This is a genomic window from Rathayibacter rhapontici, assembly GCF_001995175.1.
Taxonomy (GTDB): Bacteria; Actinomycetota; Actinomycetes; order Actinomycetales; family Microbacteriaceae; genus Rathayibacter.
In genome coordinates this window covers 74,521-90,919 of sequence record NZ_MUKN01000006.1, presented here as the reverse complement: position 1 = coordinate 90,919, position 16,399 = coordinate 74,521, and the positions used below count along the sequence as shown (strand labels likewise).

The following is a 16,399-nucleotide window of genomic DNA, read 5'->3' as shown; positions in this document are numbered from 1 at the left end:
GCGGGCCCCTCGGAGCGGGCGGCGACGGCCCCCTCCGCGAGCGTCAGGACGAGCGCCTCGCCCGGCTCGGCGTCACCCGGTGCGCGGACGACGTGGCCCGCGGCGTTCTGCACGATCGCGTAGCCGCGGTCGAGCGTGTGCTGGGGCGAGAGGGCGCGCAGGTGCCCGTGCAGGCGCTCCACCTCGAGGTGCGCGCGCTCGATCCGGCGCTCGACGAGCTCGGCGCCGCGGGCGACCCAGCGGGTCAGCTCCTCGGAGCGCTGATCGACCAGGACGCGCGGGTTCGCGAGCACGGGCCGCGAGCGCAGCTGCGAGAGACGGTCGACCTCGTGCGAGACGAGCCCGCTCACCCGGGTGGTCATCCGCAGGCGGGCCTGCTGCACCCGGAGGAGCTCATCGGAGACGTCGGGCACCACGCGCTTGGCGGCGTCGGTCGGCGTGGAGGCCCGCAGGTCGGCGACGTCGTCGAGGAGCGGGCGGTCGGCCTCGTGGCCGATGGCGCTGACGACGGGCGTCGAGCAGGCGGCGACCGCGCGCACGAGCGACTCGTCGCTGAAGCCGAGGAGGTTCTGGAAGTCGCCGCCGCCGCGGGCGATCACGATGACGTCGATGCTCTCGTCGGCGTCGAGGGCGCGCAGCGCCGACAGCACCTCGGGCACCGTGCGGTCCCCCTGGACCGCGGCGTGCACGACGCGGAACCGGACGGCGGGCCAGCGCAGCTGCGCGTTCCGCAGCACGTCCTTCTCGGCGTCCGAGTCCTTGCCCGTGATGAGGCCGACCCCGTGCGGGAGGAAGGGGAGGCGCTTCTTGCGCCCCGGCTCGAACAGCCCCTCGGAGGCGAGCTGGCGCCGGAGCCGCTCCAGCTTCTCGAGCAGGTCGCCGAGACCGACGTGGCGCATCTCGAACACCTGCATGGTGAGCGTGCCGCCCTTGAGCCAGTAGTTCGGCTTCACGAGCGCGATCACGCGGGCGCCCTGCGCCAGGTCGGCCGGGATGCGGGAGCGGACGGACGACCAGATCGTGAAGCCGACCGTGGCGTCGCCCGAGACGTCCTTGAGCTTGCCGTAGACGTTGCCGCCGGAGACGCCCCACTGGGTGATCTCGCCCTCGACCCATGCGGTGCCCAGCCGTTCGATCCAGCCCTTGAGCTTGCTCGCGAGCAGGCCGACCGGCCACGGGTTCTCGGCGGTGGGAGGGGCGTCTGTCATCGGTGCCTTCGCTCGGCGGGCGGGGGGAGTGGCGGGGGCGGCCCGCGTCGACCACCGTACGGGATGCCTCCGACAGCGCTTCGGCCTCCGCTCAGCCGGGAGCGCATAGAATCAGGGGGTGAGTCAAGTCTCGATCAGCCTGCCCATGCCGCGCATGCCCCGCGCCACCGGGCGTCTCCGCGACGTCCCCGTCGACGGCGCGAAGCGCGTGCTCCTCGCCGCCCCGCGCGGCTACTGCGCTGGAGTCGACCGCGCGGTCGTCGCCGTCGAGAAGGCCATCGAGCACTACGGCGCCCCGGTCTACGTGCGCAAGCAGATCGTGCACAACGTGCACGTGGTCTCGACGCTCGAGAGCCAGGGGGCGATCTTCGTCGACGAGGTCGACGAGGTCCCCGAGGGCTCGCACATCGTCTTCAGCGCCCACGGGGTGTCGCCCGCCGTCGTGCAGGGTGCCGCCGACCGCAACCTCCAGGCGATCGACGCGACCTGCCCGCTCGTCACCAAGGTGCACCGCGAGGCCGTCCGCTTCGCGCGCGACGACTTCGAGATCCTCCTGATCGGCCACGAGGGCCACGAGGAGGTCGAGGGCACGGCGGGCGAGGCTCCGGACCACGTGACCCTGGTCGGCAGCCCCGACGAGGTCGACACCATCGTCGTGAAGGACCCCGACAAGGTCGTCTGGCTCTCGCAGACCACGCTCTCGGTCGACGAGACGATGGAGACGGTCCGCCGCCTCCGCGAGCGCTTCCCCAACCTGCAGGACCCGCCCAGCGACGACATCTGCTACGCCACCCAGAACCGGCAGGTCGCGATCAAGAAGGTCGCCGCCGACGCCGAGCTCGTGATCGTGGTCGGCTCCGCCAACTCCTCCAACTCGGTGCGCCTCGTCGAGGTCGCTCTCGAGTACGGCGCCAAGGCGCCTACCGCGTCGACTACGCCAGCGAGATCAAGCAGGAGTGGCTCGACGGCATCCGCACCGTCGGCGTCACCAGCGGCGCGTCGGTGCCCGAGGTCCTCGTGCGCGAGGTGCTCGACGACCTCGCCGCCGCGGGCTACGGCGAGGTCGAAGAGGTCAAGACGGCGGAGGAGGACCTGATGTTCTCGCTCCCCAAGGAACTCCGCAAGGACGTCGCCGGCAAGCGCGACGCCCGCGCGATCGGCGGCCGCGTCACGGCCCCCGCTGCGAACTGACGCCGGTCCTTTCCGGTTCAACGAGACGAGGCCGCCGTGCCCGAGGGGGCGGCGGCCTCGTGCGTGCTCGGGGTCAGGCGTCGAGACCGGCGGCGCCCTGGCTCGACAGTCGCGAGACGTAGTCGGCGAACGTCGGGTCGCCCAGGATCGCGATGCCCGCGACGACCATCGAGAGGACGACCGTCGCCGCGATCCCGAGGATCGGGACGAGGACGGCCCGCTTGCCGGCGCGCAGGCGACGGATCGAGATCCAGACGGCGAACGCGACGATGAGCGACTGCACCAGCGCCGTCACGACACCGAGGGTCCGCGCCAGCTCGGGTGAAGCGTAGGTGCCGATGCCCTGGCTCGTGTAGAGGTCGGACAGCGTCGTCGCGAAGCTCGACGGATCGAGCAGCGTCGGCACGGCGAAGAAGACGCCGAGCGCGAGCAGGATGATCGTGAGCAGGCGGTCGACCGGGTGGGCGACGCCCGGCTTCGCACCGGCGGCCGCCGGACGGGGCTCGGTCTCGGAGCCGCGCGGATCCGGGACCACGGTCTCGGCCGGAGGGTTCCACGACCAGCCGGGAGGCGCGTACTCGCCGTACTGCGGCTTCGGGCGGTCGGCGCCGCCCGGCTGGTCGTGTGCGTTCGTCACGGAGCGTCCGCCTACTTCCCGGAGTTGCCGGCGGAGCCGAGCTGGCGGGTCGCCTCGGCCACGCGCGCGGCCATGGCGGTCTCGGCGATCTTGCCCCAGGCGCGCGGGTCGTAGACCTTCTTGTTGCCGACCTCGCCGTCGACCTTGAGGAAGCCGTCGTAGTTCTTCAGCACGGTGTCCGCGATCGAGCGGCTGAACGCGTACTGGGTGTCGGTGTCGATGTTCATCTTCACGACGCCGTTGCGGACCGCCTCGGCGATCTCCTCGTCGGTCGAGCCGGAGCCGCCGTGGAAGACGAGGTCGAGCGGGAGGCGTCGGTGCCGTACTTCGCCTGGAGGCCGTCCTGGATCTCGCGGAGCAGCTCCGGGCGCAGGCGGACGTTGCCGGGCTTGTAGACGCCGTGGACGTTGCCGAAGGTCAGAGCGGCCATGTAGCGGCCCTGCTCGCCGAAGCCGAGCGCCTCGACGGTCGCGATCGCGTCGTCGAGGGTCGTGTAGAGGTGCTCGTTGATGTCGTGCGAGACGCCGTCCTCCTCGCCGCCGACGACGCCGATCTCGACCTCGAGGATCGCGTTGATGTTCTTGATGCGGGGGAGGATCTCCTTCGCGATCGCGAGGTTCTCGTCGAGGGGCACGGCCGAGCCGTCCCACATGTGCGACTGGAACAGGGGCTCGCGGCCGGCCTTGACCTCCTCCTCGGAGGCGGCGATCAGCGGGTAGACGAAGCCCTCGAGCGCGTTCTGCGGGCAGTGGTCGGTGTGCAGCGCGACGGTCACCGGGTAGTTCTTGGCGACCTCGGTCGCGAACTTCGCGAAGGCGATCGCTCCGGCGGCGCGGTTCTTCACGGTGTGGCCGGCGAAGTAGTCCGCGCCTCCCGTGGTGACCTGGATGATGCCGTCGGAACCGGCCTCGGTGAGGCCCTGGAGGACCGAGTTGATGGTCTGCGAGGACGAGACGTTGAAGGCGGGGTAGGCGAAACCGCCGGCCTTCGCCTTGTCGAGCATCTCTGCGTACTGGTCCGGGGTAGCGACGGGCATGGCATCTCCTTTGACGGATGAACGGGAGGGGGTCGGGCGAGGCCCGCGACGCGGTCGAGTCTAGCGAGGCGGGTGCCGGCCTTCCCCCGGGGCGCGAGCGGGGCCTCCGCTAGGCTTCGAGCGGGATGGGGACCCGCTCTCGCGGGTCCTGCGACGACGCCGTCTGCACGAACTCGAACGCGAAGGACTCCGCGCTGTGACCGATACCGACAACGACTCGCTCTACCTCCACCCTGATCGCAACCTCGGCATGGAGCTCGTCCGGGCCACCGAGGCCGCGGCCATCCGCGCCGTGCCGTTCATCGGCAAGGGCGACAAGAACGCCGCCGACGGCGCCGCCGTCGACGCCATGCGCACCTTCCTCGGCACCGTCAACTTCGACGGGGTCGTCGTCATCGGCGAGGGCGAGAAGGACAATGCGCCCATGCTCTACAACGGCGAGCACGTGGGCAACGGCTCCGGCCCGTCGGCCGACATCGCCGTCGACCCGATCGACGGCACCTCGCTGACCGCCGCGGGCCGCCAGAACGCCCTCTCGATGATCGCCGTCGCCGACCGCGGCGCGATGTTCGACCCGTCCGCCGTCTTCTACATGGAGAAGATCGTGACCGGGCCCGAGGGCGTCGGGATCATCGACATCGAGCGCCCGATCGGCGAGAACATCCGCGCTCTGGCCCGCGCCAAGCGGAAGCCCGTCGACGAGATGCGCATCGCAGTGCTCGACCGCCCGCGCCACGCGAAGCTGATCGAGGAGATCCGCGCGGCGGGAGCCGGGACGCGCCTCCTGCTCGACGGCGACGTCGCGGGCGGCATCAACGCGGCCCGGCACGACTCGCGCCTGGACATGTGCGTCGGCATCGGAGGCACGCCCGAGGGCATCATCACGGCGTGCGCGATCCGCGCGCTGGGCGGCGTGATCCAGGGGATCCTGCGGCCCAAGGACGACGACGAGCGCCAGCGCGCGATCGACGCCGGCCACGACCTCGACCGGGTCCTGCACGCGAACGACCTCGTCCGCAGCGACAACACGTACTTCGTCGCGACCGGAGTGACCAACGGCGGGCTCGTGAAGGGCGTGCGCAAGGAGGGGCACGTCATCACGACGGAGTCGATCGTCCTGCGCTCGCGCTCGGGCACCATCCGCCGCGTGACCGCGCAGCACCTCGCGGAGAAGTGGATCTAGCCACTCGTCTCTCCACCCGGAGGGGCTCGGCGCTGCGGCGCCGGGCCCCTCCGCCGTTCCGGAGCGCCGGCTCAGGCGCTGCGTTCGTCGGGGAGGCCCTCCGACTCGACGAGCTCGACGGCCGTGAGCCGCCGCGGCGACGACGTGACGCCCTGCGCCGGGGCGATGACGCGGGTCTCGTCGAGCGAGTCGAACTGGCGCGCGGTGACGAGTACCCGGCTCTCGAGCGAGCCGGCGAACGCGTTGTACGAGTCGACCGTCCTCTCGATCGACCGGCGCAGCCCCTCCGCGTGGTCGGCGAGCGTGCTCAGGCGCGCGTAGAGGGTCTTGCCGAGGTCGAGGAGCCGCTTCGCGTCGTCGGTCAGCACGTCCTGCTGCCACGTGTAGGCGACCGTCTTCAGCACCGACCACAGGGTGACGGGCGAGGCGAGGGCGACGCGCTTGCGGAACGCGTACTCGAGCAGCGTCGGGTCGGAGTCGAGCGCGCTCGCGAGCAGCGGCTCGCTCGGGACGAACGCGATGACGAACTCGGGGCTGGCCGGCAGACCCGACCAGTAGGACCGCGCCGCCAGGGCGTCGACGTGGCCGCGCAGGGCGCGCACGTGGGCGCGCAGGAGAGCCGTGCGGCGCGCCTCCTCGTCGGCACCCGCTCCGGCCGGGATCGCGCTCGCCTCGAGGTAGGCGTCGAACGGCACCTTCGCGTCGACGGCGATCGCCTTGCCGCCGGGCAGGCGGACGACCATGTCGGCGCGACCGCGGCCGCCCTCTCCCTCGACGCCGAACTGCACGTCGAAGTCGACGCGCTGCACGAGCCCCGCCGCCTCGACGACGTTGCGCAGCTGCGTCTCGCCCCAGGCGCCGCGGCTGCTGTTCGAGCGCAGCGCCGATGCGAGGGTCTCGGTCGTCGATCGGAGCCGCTCGCCGGCCGCACGCTGCCCCTCGAGCTGCTCGGTGATCGCCCCGAACTGCTCGGCGCGCTCGCTCTCGAGCCGGCGCACCGCCTCCTGCATCCCTCGCAGGCTCTCGGCGACGGGGGAGAGGGTCTGCAGGATGCGCGCGTCGTGCCGCTCGCGCTCGGCCACCGCACGCAGCTGCTCCTGCAGCTCGCGCACCTGATCGCGGGCGGTGCCCACCTGCTCGCGGTACTGCTCCACGACCGCCTCGTGCCGCTCCTCCAGACCGTCGGCCCGGGCACTCGCGGTGGCGAGATCGAGGGCGAGCGCCTGATCGGGCGTGCGGGAGCGCGCCCACAGCGCGACGGCCAGTCCGGCCAGGAGCGCGCCGATCACGAGTCCGAGGAGGAAGGAGGTGTCCATGCCGCGATGACACCACGGACGTCCGACACTGAGCGGGCGGTCACCGGCGCGGCGCCCTGACGAGGGGCGAACGGGTCCTCCGTCGCCTCGTAGACTTCGCGATCATGGGGAATCACCGCCGATCATCGCGCCTGCTCACTGCCGCTCTCGCCGTCGCCGTCGGGCTCGGCACCGCTCTCGTCCCGTTCACCGCCGCCTCGGCCGCCGAGGACGTCCTGCCGCCCGCCTCCGTCCTCGTCGAGCCGGGCGCTGCCGACGCCGGCGTCGACGTCGCCGACGACGCGCCGGGGGACCTGAAGGTCCAGTACCCGGCCAGCAGCACGAAGAGCTTCCGTGCCGGCTTCATCTTCAGCGACGCCGTCTTCTTCGACAGCGGAGCGAGGAGCGCCTCCGAGATGCAGGCGCTCCTGAACGACAAGGGCAGCGCCTGCTCCGGCACGAACGCCGGCGTGCCCTGCCTGAAGGAGTTCAGCCAGCCGACGCCGACGAAGGCGGCCGACCCGATGTGCCGCGAGTACCGCGGCAGCTCCCGCGAGTCCGCGGCGTCGATCTTCGCTCGGGTCGGCGAGGCCTGCGGGATCAACCCGCTCGTCCTGGCCGTGCTGGTGCAGAAGGAGACGAGCCTCGTCACCACGACGCGCCCGACCGCCGGCCTCTACAACCAGGCCACCGGCTTCAACTGCCCGGACGGCTCCGGCTGCGACACCGGCTCGGCCGGCTTCTTCACGCAGGTCTACGGAGCAGCGCGCCAGTTCAAGAAGTACGCGAACCCGGCCGGATCGGACCAGTCCTTCAGCCGCTACGCGGCGGGGACCACGCCGAGCATCCAGTTCCACCCCGAGGTCTCCTGCGGATCCACGCCGGTCGCGGTGCGCAACCAGGCCACGGCGAACCTCTACTACTACACGCCGTACCAGCCCAACGAGTACGCCCTGACCAACACGGGGAACCAGGCCTGCGCGAGCTACGGCAACATCAACTTCTGGTACATCTTCAGCGACTGGAGCGGCTCGCTGGCGAACGCCGGAGCCGCACCCGTCGGCCGCGTCGACACGCCGCGGATCTCGGGCGGCACGCTCACCGCGTCCGGCTGGGCGGTCGACCCGACCACGCAGCGCGCGGCCCTCGCGACCACGGTGACGATCACCGCTCCCGACGGAGCGAAGACCGTCCGCACGGTGACCGCGGACAGCCGACGCGACGACATCCCGGGACAGCTGCCTGCCGCGGGCGGGAACCACGGCTTCGCCGTCACCGCCCCCGCCTCGCAGTCCGGCGCCTACACGGTGTGCGTGAGCGCCGCCTCCGTCGACTGGAACCGCTGGGTCGGCTCGGGCGACTCGCGCGGCCCCGGCTCGAAGGACCTCGGCTGCTCGAGCGTCGGCGGCCAGGGGACGCTGCAGGTCGACCGCCTCGCGGGAAAGGACCGCCAGGAGACCGCGGTGAAGATCTCGCAGGCCACCTTCACGGCGAACGTGCCCGTCGTCTACATCGCCACCGGCGGCAACTTCCCGGACGCCCTCAGCGCCGCTCCGGCCGCCGCGAAGCAGGGCGGCCCGCTGCTGCTGGTCGACCGCGACTCCATGTCGCAGCCCGTCCGCGACGAGCTGGCCCGCCTGAAGCCCGCGAAGATCGTCGTCGTCGGCTCGGCGCAGAGCGTCAGCGACACCCTCGGCAGGGAGCTGGCCCGCTACACGAAGTCGATCGAGCGCATCGGCGGAGTGGACCGCTACGACACCTCGCGCAAGATCATCGCCTACGCCTTCAAGCAGGGCTCGTCGAAGGCGTGGCTCGCCACCGGCGAGAAGTTCCCGGACGCGCTGGGCGCGAGTGCGGCGGCCGGTTCGGTCGACGCTCCGGTGATCCTCGTCAACGGCGGTCTGCCCGCGGCCGACCCGGCGACGAACAGGGTCGTCACCCTCCTCGGAGTGAAGACGCTCACGATCGCCGGCAGCGCGCTCTCGGTCAGCGACGGCATCCAGCGGACGCTCCCGATCGCCTCGACGCGCATCGGCGGCAGGGACCGCTACGACACCTCCGAGAAGCTGAACGCGGCCGCCTTCCAGAAGGCGGGCACCGTGCTCCTCGCGACCGGCGAGAACTACCCGGACGCGCTCGCCGGAGCCACGGCCGCCGGTTACAGCGGGAGCCCGCTGTTCGCGGTGCCGAGGGACTGCGTCCCGCGCGCCGTGCTCGACGACATCGCCCGCTTCGGCGCGAAGAGGGTCGTCCTGCTGGGCGGCACCAACACGCTGTCGGACTCCGTCGCGCGACTCACGCCCTGCGGCTGATCCCGCATCACGCCGTGCGGCGGACCCCGTCGGGGGTCGCCGCTAGCGTGGAGGCATGAGTGCGGCCGTCCCCTCCCCGCGCGCCGTTCGGCGGCGCCGGGGAGGAGCGGCCGCTCTCGTGTCGCTGGCGGCGGCGGTGCTGCTGACCGGTGCGAGCGGTCTCGGCGCGTCCGCCGCGACTCCCTCGTCGGGGGCCGATGTGCGGATGTGGACCGACCTCGCGCCGAGAGCCGACGGCTCGGCGTTCGACCCCGGCGAGATCGTGTCCGACGCGGTCTTCTTCGACGGCGACGCGCTCGCGCCGACCGCGATCCAGGCGTTCCTGAACGCGCGGGTGCTCGAGTGCGAGGGCGTCGACGTGCCCTGCCTGCGCGACTACGCGGAGGACACGGGCGACGTGGCGGCCGACGAGCAGTGCGCCGCGTACGTCGGAGGCCCGGGGCGCTCGGCGGCCGAGATCATCGGGTCGGTCGGGGCCGCCTGCGACGTCAGTCCCGCGGTGCTCCTGGTGCTGCTGCAGAAGGAGCAGTCGTTGGTGACCGATCCGTCCCCCGGCGAGCGGCAGTTCCGCAGCGCGACGGGCTATGGCTGCCCCGACACGGCCGACTGCGACAGCGACTACTTCGGCTTCTTCGGCCAGGTGTACGGAGCGGCGTGGCAGTTCCAGCGCTACGCGAACCCCGAGAGCAGCTTCGACTGGTACCCCGTCGGCGCCGTGAGCGAGGTGCAGTACTCGCCCGATGCGACCTGCGGCACGGCCCCGGTGCTGATCGAGAACGCGGCGACCGCGGGGCTCTACTACTACAGGCCCTACCAGCCGAACGCGGCGGCGCTCGAGAACCTGTACGGCGAGGGAGACGCGTGCTCGGCGTACGGGAACCGCAACTTCTGGCGCCTGTTCAGCGACTGGTTCGGCGACCCGCGCGCCGGATGAGCGGAGTCAGGCCGCGACGGGCGTCGCGGGGCGCAGGCGCTTGAGGGCGATTCCGGCGAGCTCGCCCAGCTCGGCCATGCTGCGCGCTCCGTGGCGCTCGGCCGCGTGCACGACGATCGCCGCGCACGCCTCGGCATCGGCGGAGGCGTCGTGGTGGCGGAAGTCCTCGAAGCCGGCCGCGCGGGCGACGAACGGCAGCCGGTAGGACTCGAGCTCGTAGGTCTTGCGAGCGAGCTGCAGCGAGCAGAGGTAGTCGTACTCGGGGTGCTCGAGCTCCGTCGCCGCGCAGGCGGCCCGGATGACGCCCATGTCGAAGCCGGCGTTGTGCGCGACGAAGACGTCGTCGCCGGCGAACGCCGCGAGGTCGGCGAACTGGTCGCTCCAGCCGAGGGCGCCGTGCACGTCCGCCTTGCGGATGCCGTGGATCCGGGTGTTCCACTCGAGGAAGTCGTCGAAGCCGAACGGCGGGCGGATGAGCCACCCCGCGCGGTCGACGACGCGGCCGTCGCGGACCTTCACGAGCCCCACCGAGCAGGCGGAGGCTCCGTGGGAGTTGGCGGTCTCGAAATCGATGGCGGTGAAGTCGATGGGCACGCTTCACCCTCTCACGCACCTCCGACGCCGCCGTGAGCGGCACGCGGGGCCCGCGCCGCCACGCCGTAGGATGGATGCCCGTGGCTCTCACTATCGCAATCGTCGGTCTCCCCAACGTCGGCAAGTCGACGCTCTTCAACGCACTGACCAAGAACACGGTGCTCGCGGCGAACTACCCGTTCGCGACGATCGAGCCCAACGTCGGAGTCGTGAACCTGCCCGACCCGCGGCTGGAGGTGCTCGCCGGGATCTTCGGCTCGGAGCGCATCCTGCCCGCCCCCGTCTCGTTCGTCGACATCGCCGGCATCGTCCGCGGCGCGTCCGAGGGGGAGGGGCTCGGCAACAAGTTCCTCGCCAACATCCGCGAGGCCGACGCCATCGCGCAGGTCATCCGCGGCTTCGAGGACTCGGACGTCGTGCACGTCGACGGCAAGGTCGACGCCGCCAGCGACATGGAGACCATCAACACCGAGCTGATCCTCGCCGACCTGCAGACCCTCGAGAAGGCCGAGGCGCGGTACGAGAAGGAGCTCAAGGGCCGCAAGATCGAGCCGATCGTGCTCGAGACCGCGAAGAAGGCGCGCGAGTTCCTCGACTCCGGCAAGCCGCTGTCGGCGACCACGATCGACCTCGAGCCGATCCGCGAGCTCGGGCTCCTGACCGCCAAGCCCTTCATCTACGTCTTCAACGTCGACGAGGCCGTGCTCACCGACGACGCCCGCAAGGCCGAGCTCTCGGCACTCGTCGCTCCCGCTCAGGCGATCTTCCTCGACGCGAAGATCGAGTCCGAGCTGATCGACCTCGACGAGGCCGACGCCGCCGAGATGCTCGAGTCGACCGGCCAGACGGAGTCGGGCCTGAACCAGCTCGCGCGCATCGGCTTCGACACGCTGGGCCTGCAGACCTACCTCACGGCCGGCCCGAAGGAGACCCGCGCCTGGACGATCGGGAAGGGCTGGACCGCCCCGCAGGCGGCCGGCGTGATCCACACCGACTTCCAGAAGGGCTTCATCAAGGCCGAGATCATCTCGTTCGACGACCTGGTCGAGACCGGGTCGATCGCGGAGGCCCGCTCGAAGGGCAAGGCCCGCATCGAGGGCAAGGACTACGTGATGCAGGACGGCGACGTGGTGGAGTTCCGCTTCAACGTGTAGTCGGGCTCCGGCTCGTCGAACCGCTCTCGGCTAGTAGGAATCCGCGGGTTCCTGCGAGCCGAAGCTGCTTCCACGAGCCGAAGTATCGGCGCGTCGACGACCTCGGACGTGGATTGCTGCCTGCTCCGACGCCAACGGCAGTCGTGCTCGGTCGCCCTCACGGCGTGGTCGTGACCTCGTGGAGCGAGCCGCCCGTCCGGCGCCAAAGGAGGCCGTGGGCGTCGCGGAAGGACATCTCCGTGACGGTCCAGCCGGGGTTGTTCATGATGGGGACGGCCTCCTCCGATCGGGCGGTCCGCTCGACGGGCAGGGTCCAGGGATACGTGGTGTCGCCGAAGACGACGTAGTCGCCGGGAGGCAGGATCGCCAGCCGGAGCGGAGCCAATCGCTGAGGCTCGTGCGACTTGCGCGGTGCGTAGGTGCTGCTCACCTCGACCTCGAACACCGGGGCGTCCGAGCTGTTGTGCAGGAGCAGCCCGCGGCGCTGTCGCTCGTCCTCCGCGGACCTGCCGATGCACCGGGCGGCGATGCCGGAGGCCTGCTCGCGCTTCGCCCGCTCCGCCGACACCTCGTCGCGGTCCGTCTCGACGCGATGGAGTCGGCGGGAGACGACGACCGCCCAGACGGCTGCGCCGAGGGCTCCGATCGTCGCGAGAGCCGAGATCCAGTCGGCCGCCTCTGATCCGTTCACCGAAGAGCCCCCTCATCCGGCGCCCCCGCGCCCGAGCGCACCTCGACCAGCGTAGCCAGCCGGTCGGTCGACCACTGACTCGCGGCGCGGCGCGCGCTGTCCGCCTCGGAGGAGCCATCCGAACGGTGACACGCCACCCTCAGTTCAGCACGTCGCCGATGAACCAGCTCGAGAGGCCGACGAGGAGGGACGTGCCGACGACGATCCAGGCGACCAGCCGGCGGGTCGCGCGGGCGGCCTCCTCCGACGTCAGCGGAGTGGGTCGCAACGGCGTCACGTACGCGGCGGGCAGATCGTACGAGGCCGACGTCGGCACCAGCGAGGGCAGCACGACCGGCGGGCCGTCGACCCAGTGCTCCGGCAGCTCGGAGGCGCGCGCGGCCTGCAGGGTCAGCTCGGCCTGGAGCGGGGAGCTGCGCAGGGCGGCGTGGGCGGCGGCGGTCAGGCCGAGGCTCTGCAGATGCCGGACGGTCGGCGCGAACTGCTGCGAGACGGCGGGGGAGAGCTCGCCGACGCGGGAGCCGTCGAGGCGGATCTCGATCCTGTCGTCGAGCGGATGGAGAGTCACGATCACGAGGCTCCGGCCGCCGCCGGGCAGGACGTGGACGAGCTGCGCGAAGTGCTCGTCCTCGCGGAGCACCTGGAGGCCGCGGCCCCACAGGATGAGCGAGTAGGGCGTTGTCGGCGGGGTGTTCGCGGGCGTGATCAGCTCGGCGTCGACGAGGGCGAGGCGGACGGAGGCGCGCAGTCCGCGGCTCGACCGGGTCGCCGTCAGTTGCGCGCCCGTCGTCGGCACCACTCCGCTCGCCGTGATGCGCGCCAGCGGCGGCTGATAGGCGGCGGAGTCGGGCAGGTAGCCGATGACCCGGCCCGCCGCCCGCACGGAGACCGCGTTCGGGTCGCCGGGACGGTCCGGCTCGGGGACGAGCTGGACGTCGATCCGCTGCTCGTGGCGCTCGTCCTTCTTCAGGGTCCGTCCGAGCACGGCGGCGATCTCCTCGAGGCGGTCGGACTCGCCGACGACGTCGACGGTGGCGGCGCCGTCGGCGTTCGGGAGCCGGTAGTGGGCCGGAGCGCCGTCCAGGACGCGGGGCGAGGCCCCGTCGGAGGCCGACTTCCGCGCCTCTGTCCAGCGCTCGCCGTCCCACCAGCGCACCGTGCCGTCACCGTCCGCGTACCAGCCGGCCGCGGCCGTCGAGTCCTGCTGCACCGGAGCCCCCTTCGTCTCAGCCCGGCGAGTCTACCGATGGGGTCGGAGACGAGCGGGCGCTCACGTCCTCCCGAGGGGACCCGATGACCGGATCCTCCGCAGAACCGTCTCGTCGTTCCCGGGCCGGCGACCGAGCACTGCACGCTCGCCGCATGGGAATCCGCTATTACGCCTACACCTTCGACGCCGACGCGACAGAGTCGGCCCTCGCCGATCCCCGGAGCGTCATCTCCGCCGATCCCCTCGCCGATGCGTGGGGTCTCCCGCCGGGCGCGATGTCGGCTGTCACCGACTTCGTCCAATCGGTGCCGAAATCCGAGATGCTCTACCTGGACAAGGCCTGGTCCGCACTGCAGGCCCTGACAGCACCGGCGAACGCCCACTCCGCTGCTCGTCCGAGTCATCGCATGTTCGAAGGTCGAGTCACCCCGGTCGACCTCGGCTGGATCTCGTGGTCGCGAGCGATCACTCCTGACGAGGTCCCACTCATCGCGGCGGACTTAGTGGCGCTTCAGGACGAGCTGACCTCGGCATCGGGCGCCGGAGAGGAGGACGAGTACGTGCTCGACTTCCTGCACAGGGCGGTTGTCTTCGTCAGGCAGGTCGCCGCGACCGGGCGCGGCTTCGCTTACCTGATCGGCTGAGACACCGATCGAAGAGAAGCCGCCGTCGCGCTCACAGCGCGGGATCCTCCACCGACGGGTCCTCGGGGGCGAGGGCGGCGAGGGGCAGCGGGCTGCCTCCGGTCGGCGCGTCCTCGGCCAGGACCTCGTGGATCAGCTCCGAGACGTGCTGGGCGTGGCCGGGGTTGATCGGCGCCGGGTCCTCGAGGATCTCGACGAGGGTCCGCAGCACGGTACTGGTCTCGGGTCCGGGCATGGCGACAAGGCTAGGGGCGGGGGAGAGGGTCGCGGAAGTGCCGATCTGCGCCAATCACGCTGGCTAGGCTCCGGTCATGAGCAGATTCGACGACGCGGTCATCCTGGTCCTCGGCGCCTCGGGAGGGCTCGGCCGGCTGATCGCCGACGAGTTCGAGAGCCGCGGCGCACGAACCGTCCGATCCGGCCGCGACGCCGCCGCTCTGGGCGAGCAGCCGCTCGTCGCGGATCTCCGCGGGGAGGACGCACCCGCTCGGCTGATCGCCGAGGCGCTCGAGCGCCACGGGCGTCTCGACGGCGTCGTCATCGCCGCGGGCGTCGTCGCCTTCGGGCCCTCGGCCGAGCTGGACGAGACCGTCCTCGAGGAGCTCGTGGAGGTGAACGCTCTGGCGCCGATCCGTGTGCTGACCGCAGCCTTCGCCCCACTGGCGGCCTCCGCCTCCGAGGGGCGCGAGCCGTTCGCGGTCACGATCAGCGGAGTCGTCGCCGAGGCGCCGACGGCCGGCCTCGCCGCGTACTCCGCGTCCAAGGCGGCCCTGCACTCGTTCGTGAAGGCGTCCGCGCGCGAGTACAGGAAAGCGGGCGTCCTGCTCCTGGACGCGCGCCCCGGCCACACCGAGACGGAGCTGTCGCAGCATCCGCTGGCGGGCGAGGCGCCCCGCTTCGGCGCGGGCCTCGCTCCGGAGGCCGTCGCGAAGCGCATCGTGGACGCGGTCGAATCCGGCGAGAAGGACCTGCCACCCGCCGCCTTCGACGACTGAGCTCAGGCGGTCGCGAACCGCTTCGCCGAGCGCTCGCGCGCCTTCGCCGCCTCGACCTCGCGGTCCTTCGGCGGGACGGCCGCCACGAGGTCCTCGAGGAGGTGCCCCGTGATGTGCGCGATGTCGGCGACCGCGCGATCGAACGCCTCCTGGTTCGCCTTCGACGGCTTCGTCGTGCCGCTGATCTTGCGCACGTACTGGAGGGCGGCGGCGTGCACTTCGTCATCGGTCGCGGCGGGCTCGAAGTTGTGGAGCGTGTGGATGTTCCGGCACATGCGACGAGGGTACGTCCGGCCCGGACGGCGCGCCAGGACACCGGCCGTTCACTCCCGCGTCGCCGAGGGCGTCTACCGTCGGCGCGTGACCGCCGCCTCCGAGACCGCTCGCGTCGACCCCGAGCTCCTCCGCACCCTGACCCCCGACGACGCCCGCGATCTCGTCGTGCTGGACGAGGACGACGACGACCCGGTGCTGCTGCACCGCGACGGCACGCGCATCGACACGTGGCGCGAGGGCTACCCCTACGACGAGCGGATGTCGCGGGAGGAGTACGAGGCGGGCAAGCGGCTGCTGCAGATCGAGCTGCTCAAGCTGCAGAACTGGATCAAGAAGCACGGACGCCGGCTCGTCGTCGTCTTCGAGGGGCGCGACGCCGCCGGCAAGGGCGGCACGATCAAGCGGTTCACCGAGCACCTGAACCCCCGCGGAGCCCGGGTCGTGGCGCTCGAGAAGCCGACCGAGCGGGAGGCGACGCAGTGGTACTTCCAGCGCTACGTCTCGCACCTGCCCGCCGCGGGCGAGATCGTGCTGTTCGACCGCTCCTGGTACAACCGCGCCGGCGTCGAGCGCGTGATGGGGTTCTGCACCCCGGCGCAGTACGACGAGTTCATCCGGCAGACGCCGCTCTTCGAGAGCATGCTCGCCGGCGACGGCATCGACCTGGTCAAACTGTGGTTCTCGGTGTCGGCGGAGGAGCAGCGCACGCGGTTCACCATCCGCATGATCGACCCCGTGCGGCAGTGGAAGCTCTCGCCGATGGACCTCGCCTCGCTCGACAAGTGGGAGGACTACACGGCGGCCAAGGAGGCGATGCTCGCCGCGACCGACACGGACGACGCTCCGTGGACGGTCGTGAAGAGCAACGACAAGAAGCGGGCGAGACTCGAGGCCATGCGGCACGTGCTGAGCCTGTACGAGTACGACGGACGCGACGACGAGGTCGTCGGGGCGCACGGACCGGATCCCCTGATCGTGGGACCGGCCGGCGAGGTCTACGAGCGGGGCGAGCACATCGCGCCCGCGCGACGGTTCTGAG

The 16,399-nt window shown here is 71.6% G+C and carries 15 protein-coding genes and 2 pseudogenes; 8 read left to right on the top strand and 9 right to left on the bottom strand.

Going from position 1 to position 16,399, the window contains the following annotated elements; translation table 11 throughout:
- Nucleotides 1-1,208 (bottom strand): exodeoxyribonuclease VII large subunit (gene xseA, locus B0T42_RS03415; protein ID WP_077221944.1); only part of this gene is annotated, 1,208 nt, incomplete at its 3' end.
- Nucleotides 1,209-1,353: 145 nt separating this feature from the next.
- Between xseA and B0T42_RS03410 the strand changes: the two are divergent.
- A pseudogene (locus tag B0T42_RS03410) lies at nucleotides 1,354-2,399 on the top strand (4-hydroxy-3-methylbut-2-enyl diphosphate reductase).
- Between the two features lie 73 nt (nucleotides 2,400-2,472).
- Here B0T42_RS03410 and B0T42_RS03405 read toward each other — a convergent pair.
- Nucleotides 2,473-3,036, bottom strand: a complete 564-nt coding sequence (locus tag B0T42_RS03405; protein WP_077221943.1) for a DUF6264 family protein — start codon at nucleotides 3,034-3,036, stop codon at nucleotides 2,473-2,475.
- An 11-nt stretch (nucleotides 3,037-3,047) separates the two neighbouring features.
- Nucleotides 3,048-4,072, bottom strand: a pseudogene (fbaA, locus tag B0T42_RS03400) (class II fructose-bisphosphate aldolase).
- Between the two features lie 196 nt (nucleotides 4,073-4,268).
- Between fbaA and glpX the strand changes: the two are divergent.
- Nucleotides 4,269-5,255, top strand: a complete 987-nt coding sequence (gene glpX / locus B0T42_RS03395; protein WP_372488109.1) for a class II fructose-bisphosphatase — start codon at nucleotides 4,269-4,271, stop codon at nucleotides 5,253-5,255.
- Between the two features lie 71 nt (nucleotides 5,256-5,326).
- Here glpX and B0T42_RS03390 read toward each other — a convergent pair whose 3' ends face one another.
- Nucleotides 5,327-6,571, bottom strand: a complete 1,245-nt coding sequence (locus tag B0T42_RS03390; RefSeq protein WP_077221942.1) for a DNA recombination protein RmuC — start codon at nucleotides 6,569-6,571, stop codon at nucleotides 5,327-5,329.
- 104 nt (nucleotides 6,572-6,675) lie between these two features.
- Between B0T42_RS03390 and B0T42_RS03385 the strand changes: the two genes are divergently transcribed.
- Both B0T42_RS03385 and B0T42_RS03380 read left to right on the top strand, forming a co-directional pair.
- Nucleotides 6,676-8,862, top strand: coding sequence for a cell wall-binding repeat-containing protein (locus B0T42_RS03385; protein ID WP_077221941.1), 2,187 nt, complete (start codon nucleotides 6,676-6,678; stop codon nucleotides 8,860-8,862).
- A 55-nt stretch (nucleotides 8,863-8,917) separates the two neighbouring features.
- Complete coding sequence (locus B0T42_RS03380) at nucleotides 8,918-9,796, top strand: hemagglutinin (protein ID WP_139344402.1); 879 nt, start codon at nucleotides 8,918-8,920, stop codon at nucleotides 9,794-9,796.
- A 6-nt stretch (nucleotides 9,797-9,802) separates the two neighbouring features.
- Here the strand turns inward: B0T42_RS03380 and B0T42_RS03375 are convergent, their stop codons facing one another.
- Nucleotides 9,803-10,390: an exonuclease domain-containing protein gene (locus tag B0T42_RS03375; RefSeq protein WP_077221939.1), complete on the bottom strand. Its 588-nt coding sequence runs from the start codon at nucleotides 10,388-10,390 to the stop codon at nucleotides 9,803-9,805.
- Between the two features lie 80 nt (nucleotides 10,391-10,470).
- Here B0T42_RS03375 and ychF point away from each other — a divergent pair, with 80 nt between their 5' ends.
- Nucleotides 10,471-11,544: a redox-regulated ATPase YchF gene (gene ychF, locus B0T42_RS03370; protein WP_077221952.1), complete on the top strand. Its 1,074-nt coding sequence runs from the start codon at nucleotides 10,471-10,473 to the stop codon at nucleotides 11,542-11,544.
- Nucleotides 11,545-11,701: 157 nt separating this feature from the next.
- Here ychF and B0T42_RS03365 read toward each other — a convergent pair whose 3' ends face one another.
- Together B0T42_RS03365 and B0T42_RS03360 are read right to left on the bottom strand one after the other, a co-directional pair.
- Nucleotides 11,702-12,235, bottom strand: coding sequence for a hypothetical protein (locus B0T42_RS03365; RefSeq protein WP_077221938.1), 534 nt, complete (start codon nucleotides 12,233-12,235; stop codon nucleotides 11,702-11,704).
- 139 nt (nucleotides 12,236-12,374) lie between these two features.
- Nucleotides 12,375-13,445 (bottom strand): DUF2510 domain-containing protein, encoded by a 1,071-nt coding sequence (locus B0T42_RS03360; RefSeq protein ID WP_077221937.1) that lies wholly within the window; start codon nucleotides 13,443-13,445, stop codon nucleotides 12,375-12,377.
- Nucleotides 13,446-13,528: 83 nt separating this feature from the next.
- Between B0T42_RS03360 and B0T42_RS03355 the strand changes: the two genes are divergently transcribed.
- Nucleotides 13,529-14,089: a hypothetical protein gene (locus tag B0T42_RS03355; RefSeq protein WP_201788476.1), complete on the top strand. Its 561-nt coding sequence runs from the start codon at nucleotides 13,529-13,531 to the stop codon at nucleotides 14,087-14,089.
- Between the two features lie 31 nt (nucleotides 14,090-14,120).
- On the opposite strand, the gene B0T42_RS03350 is transcribed toward B0T42_RS03355, so the two are convergent.
- Nucleotides 14,121-14,324 carry a hypothetical protein gene (locus B0T42_RS03350; protein ID WP_139344401.1) on the bottom strand — a complete coding sequence of 68 codons (204 nt, stop codon included), beginning with the start codon at nucleotides 14,322-14,324 and terminating at the stop codon, nucleotides 14,121-14,123.
- 76 nt (nucleotides 14,325-14,400) lie between these two features.
- Between B0T42_RS03350 and B0T42_RS03345 the strand changes: the two genes are divergently transcribed.
- On the top strand, nucleotides 14,401-15,084 hold the full coding sequence (locus B0T42_RS03345) for an SDR family NAD(P)-dependent oxidoreductase (protein WP_201788475.1): 684 nt from the start codon (nucleotides 14,401-14,403) through the stop codon (nucleotides 15,082-15,084).
- A 2-nt stretch (nucleotides 15,085-15,086) separates the two neighbouring features.
- On the opposite strand, the gene B0T42_RS03340 is transcribed toward B0T42_RS03345, so the two are convergent.
- Nucleotides 15,087-15,359 carry a DUF2277 domain-containing protein gene (locus B0T42_RS03340; RefSeq protein WP_077221934.1) on the bottom strand — a complete coding sequence of 91 codons (273 nt, stop codon included), beginning with the start codon at nucleotides 15,357-15,359 and terminating at the stop codon, nucleotides 15,087-15,089.
- Here B0T42_RS03340 and ppk2 point away from each other — a divergent pair.
- A complete protein-coding gene (gene ppk2 / locus B0T42_RS03335) occupies nucleotides 15,358-16,398 on the top strand; it encodes a polyphosphate kinase 2 (RefSeq protein WP_077221933.1) in 1,041 nt (346 codons plus the stop codon). The genes B0T42_RS03340 and ppk2 overlap by 2 nt on opposite strands.
- Nucleotide 16,399: the final 1 nt, after the last annotated feature.

Excerpts from the sequence above, each read along its gene's own strand:
- B0T42_RS03390 (WP_077221942.1), bottom strand. The coding sequence starts at position 6,571 with ATGGACACCTCCTTCCTCCTCGGACTCGTGATCGGCGCGCTCCTGGCC.
- B0T42_RS03385 (WP_077221941.1), top strand. The coding sequence starts at position 6,676 with ATGGGGAATCACCGCCGATCATCGCGCCTGCTCACTGCCGCTCTCGCC.
- B0T42_RS03380 (WP_139344402.1), top strand. The coding sequence starts at position 8,918 with ATGAGTGCGGCCGTCCCCTCCCCGCGCGCCGTTCGGCGGCGCCGGGGA.
- B0T42_RS03355 (WP_201788476.1), top strand. The coding sequence starts at position 13,529 with ATGACCGGATCCTCCGCAGAACCGTCTCGTCGTTCCCGGGCCGGCGAC.
- B0T42_RS03350 (WP_139344401.1), bottom strand. The coding sequence starts at position 14,324 with ATGCCCGGACCCGAGACCAGTACCGTGCTGCGGACCCTCGTCGAGATC.
- B0T42_RS03345 (WP_201788475.1), top strand. The coding sequence starts at position 14,401 with ATGAGCAGATTCGACGACGCGGTCATCCTGGTCCTCGGCGCCTCGGGA.
- ppk2 (WP_077221933.1), top strand. The coding sequence starts at position 15,358 with ATGCGACGAGGGTACGTCCGGCCCGGACGGCGCGCCAGGACACCGGCC.
- B0T42_RS03340 (WP_077221934.1), bottom strand. The coding sequence starts at position 15,359 with ATGTGCCGGAACATCCACACGCTCCACAACTTCGAGCCCGCCGCGACC.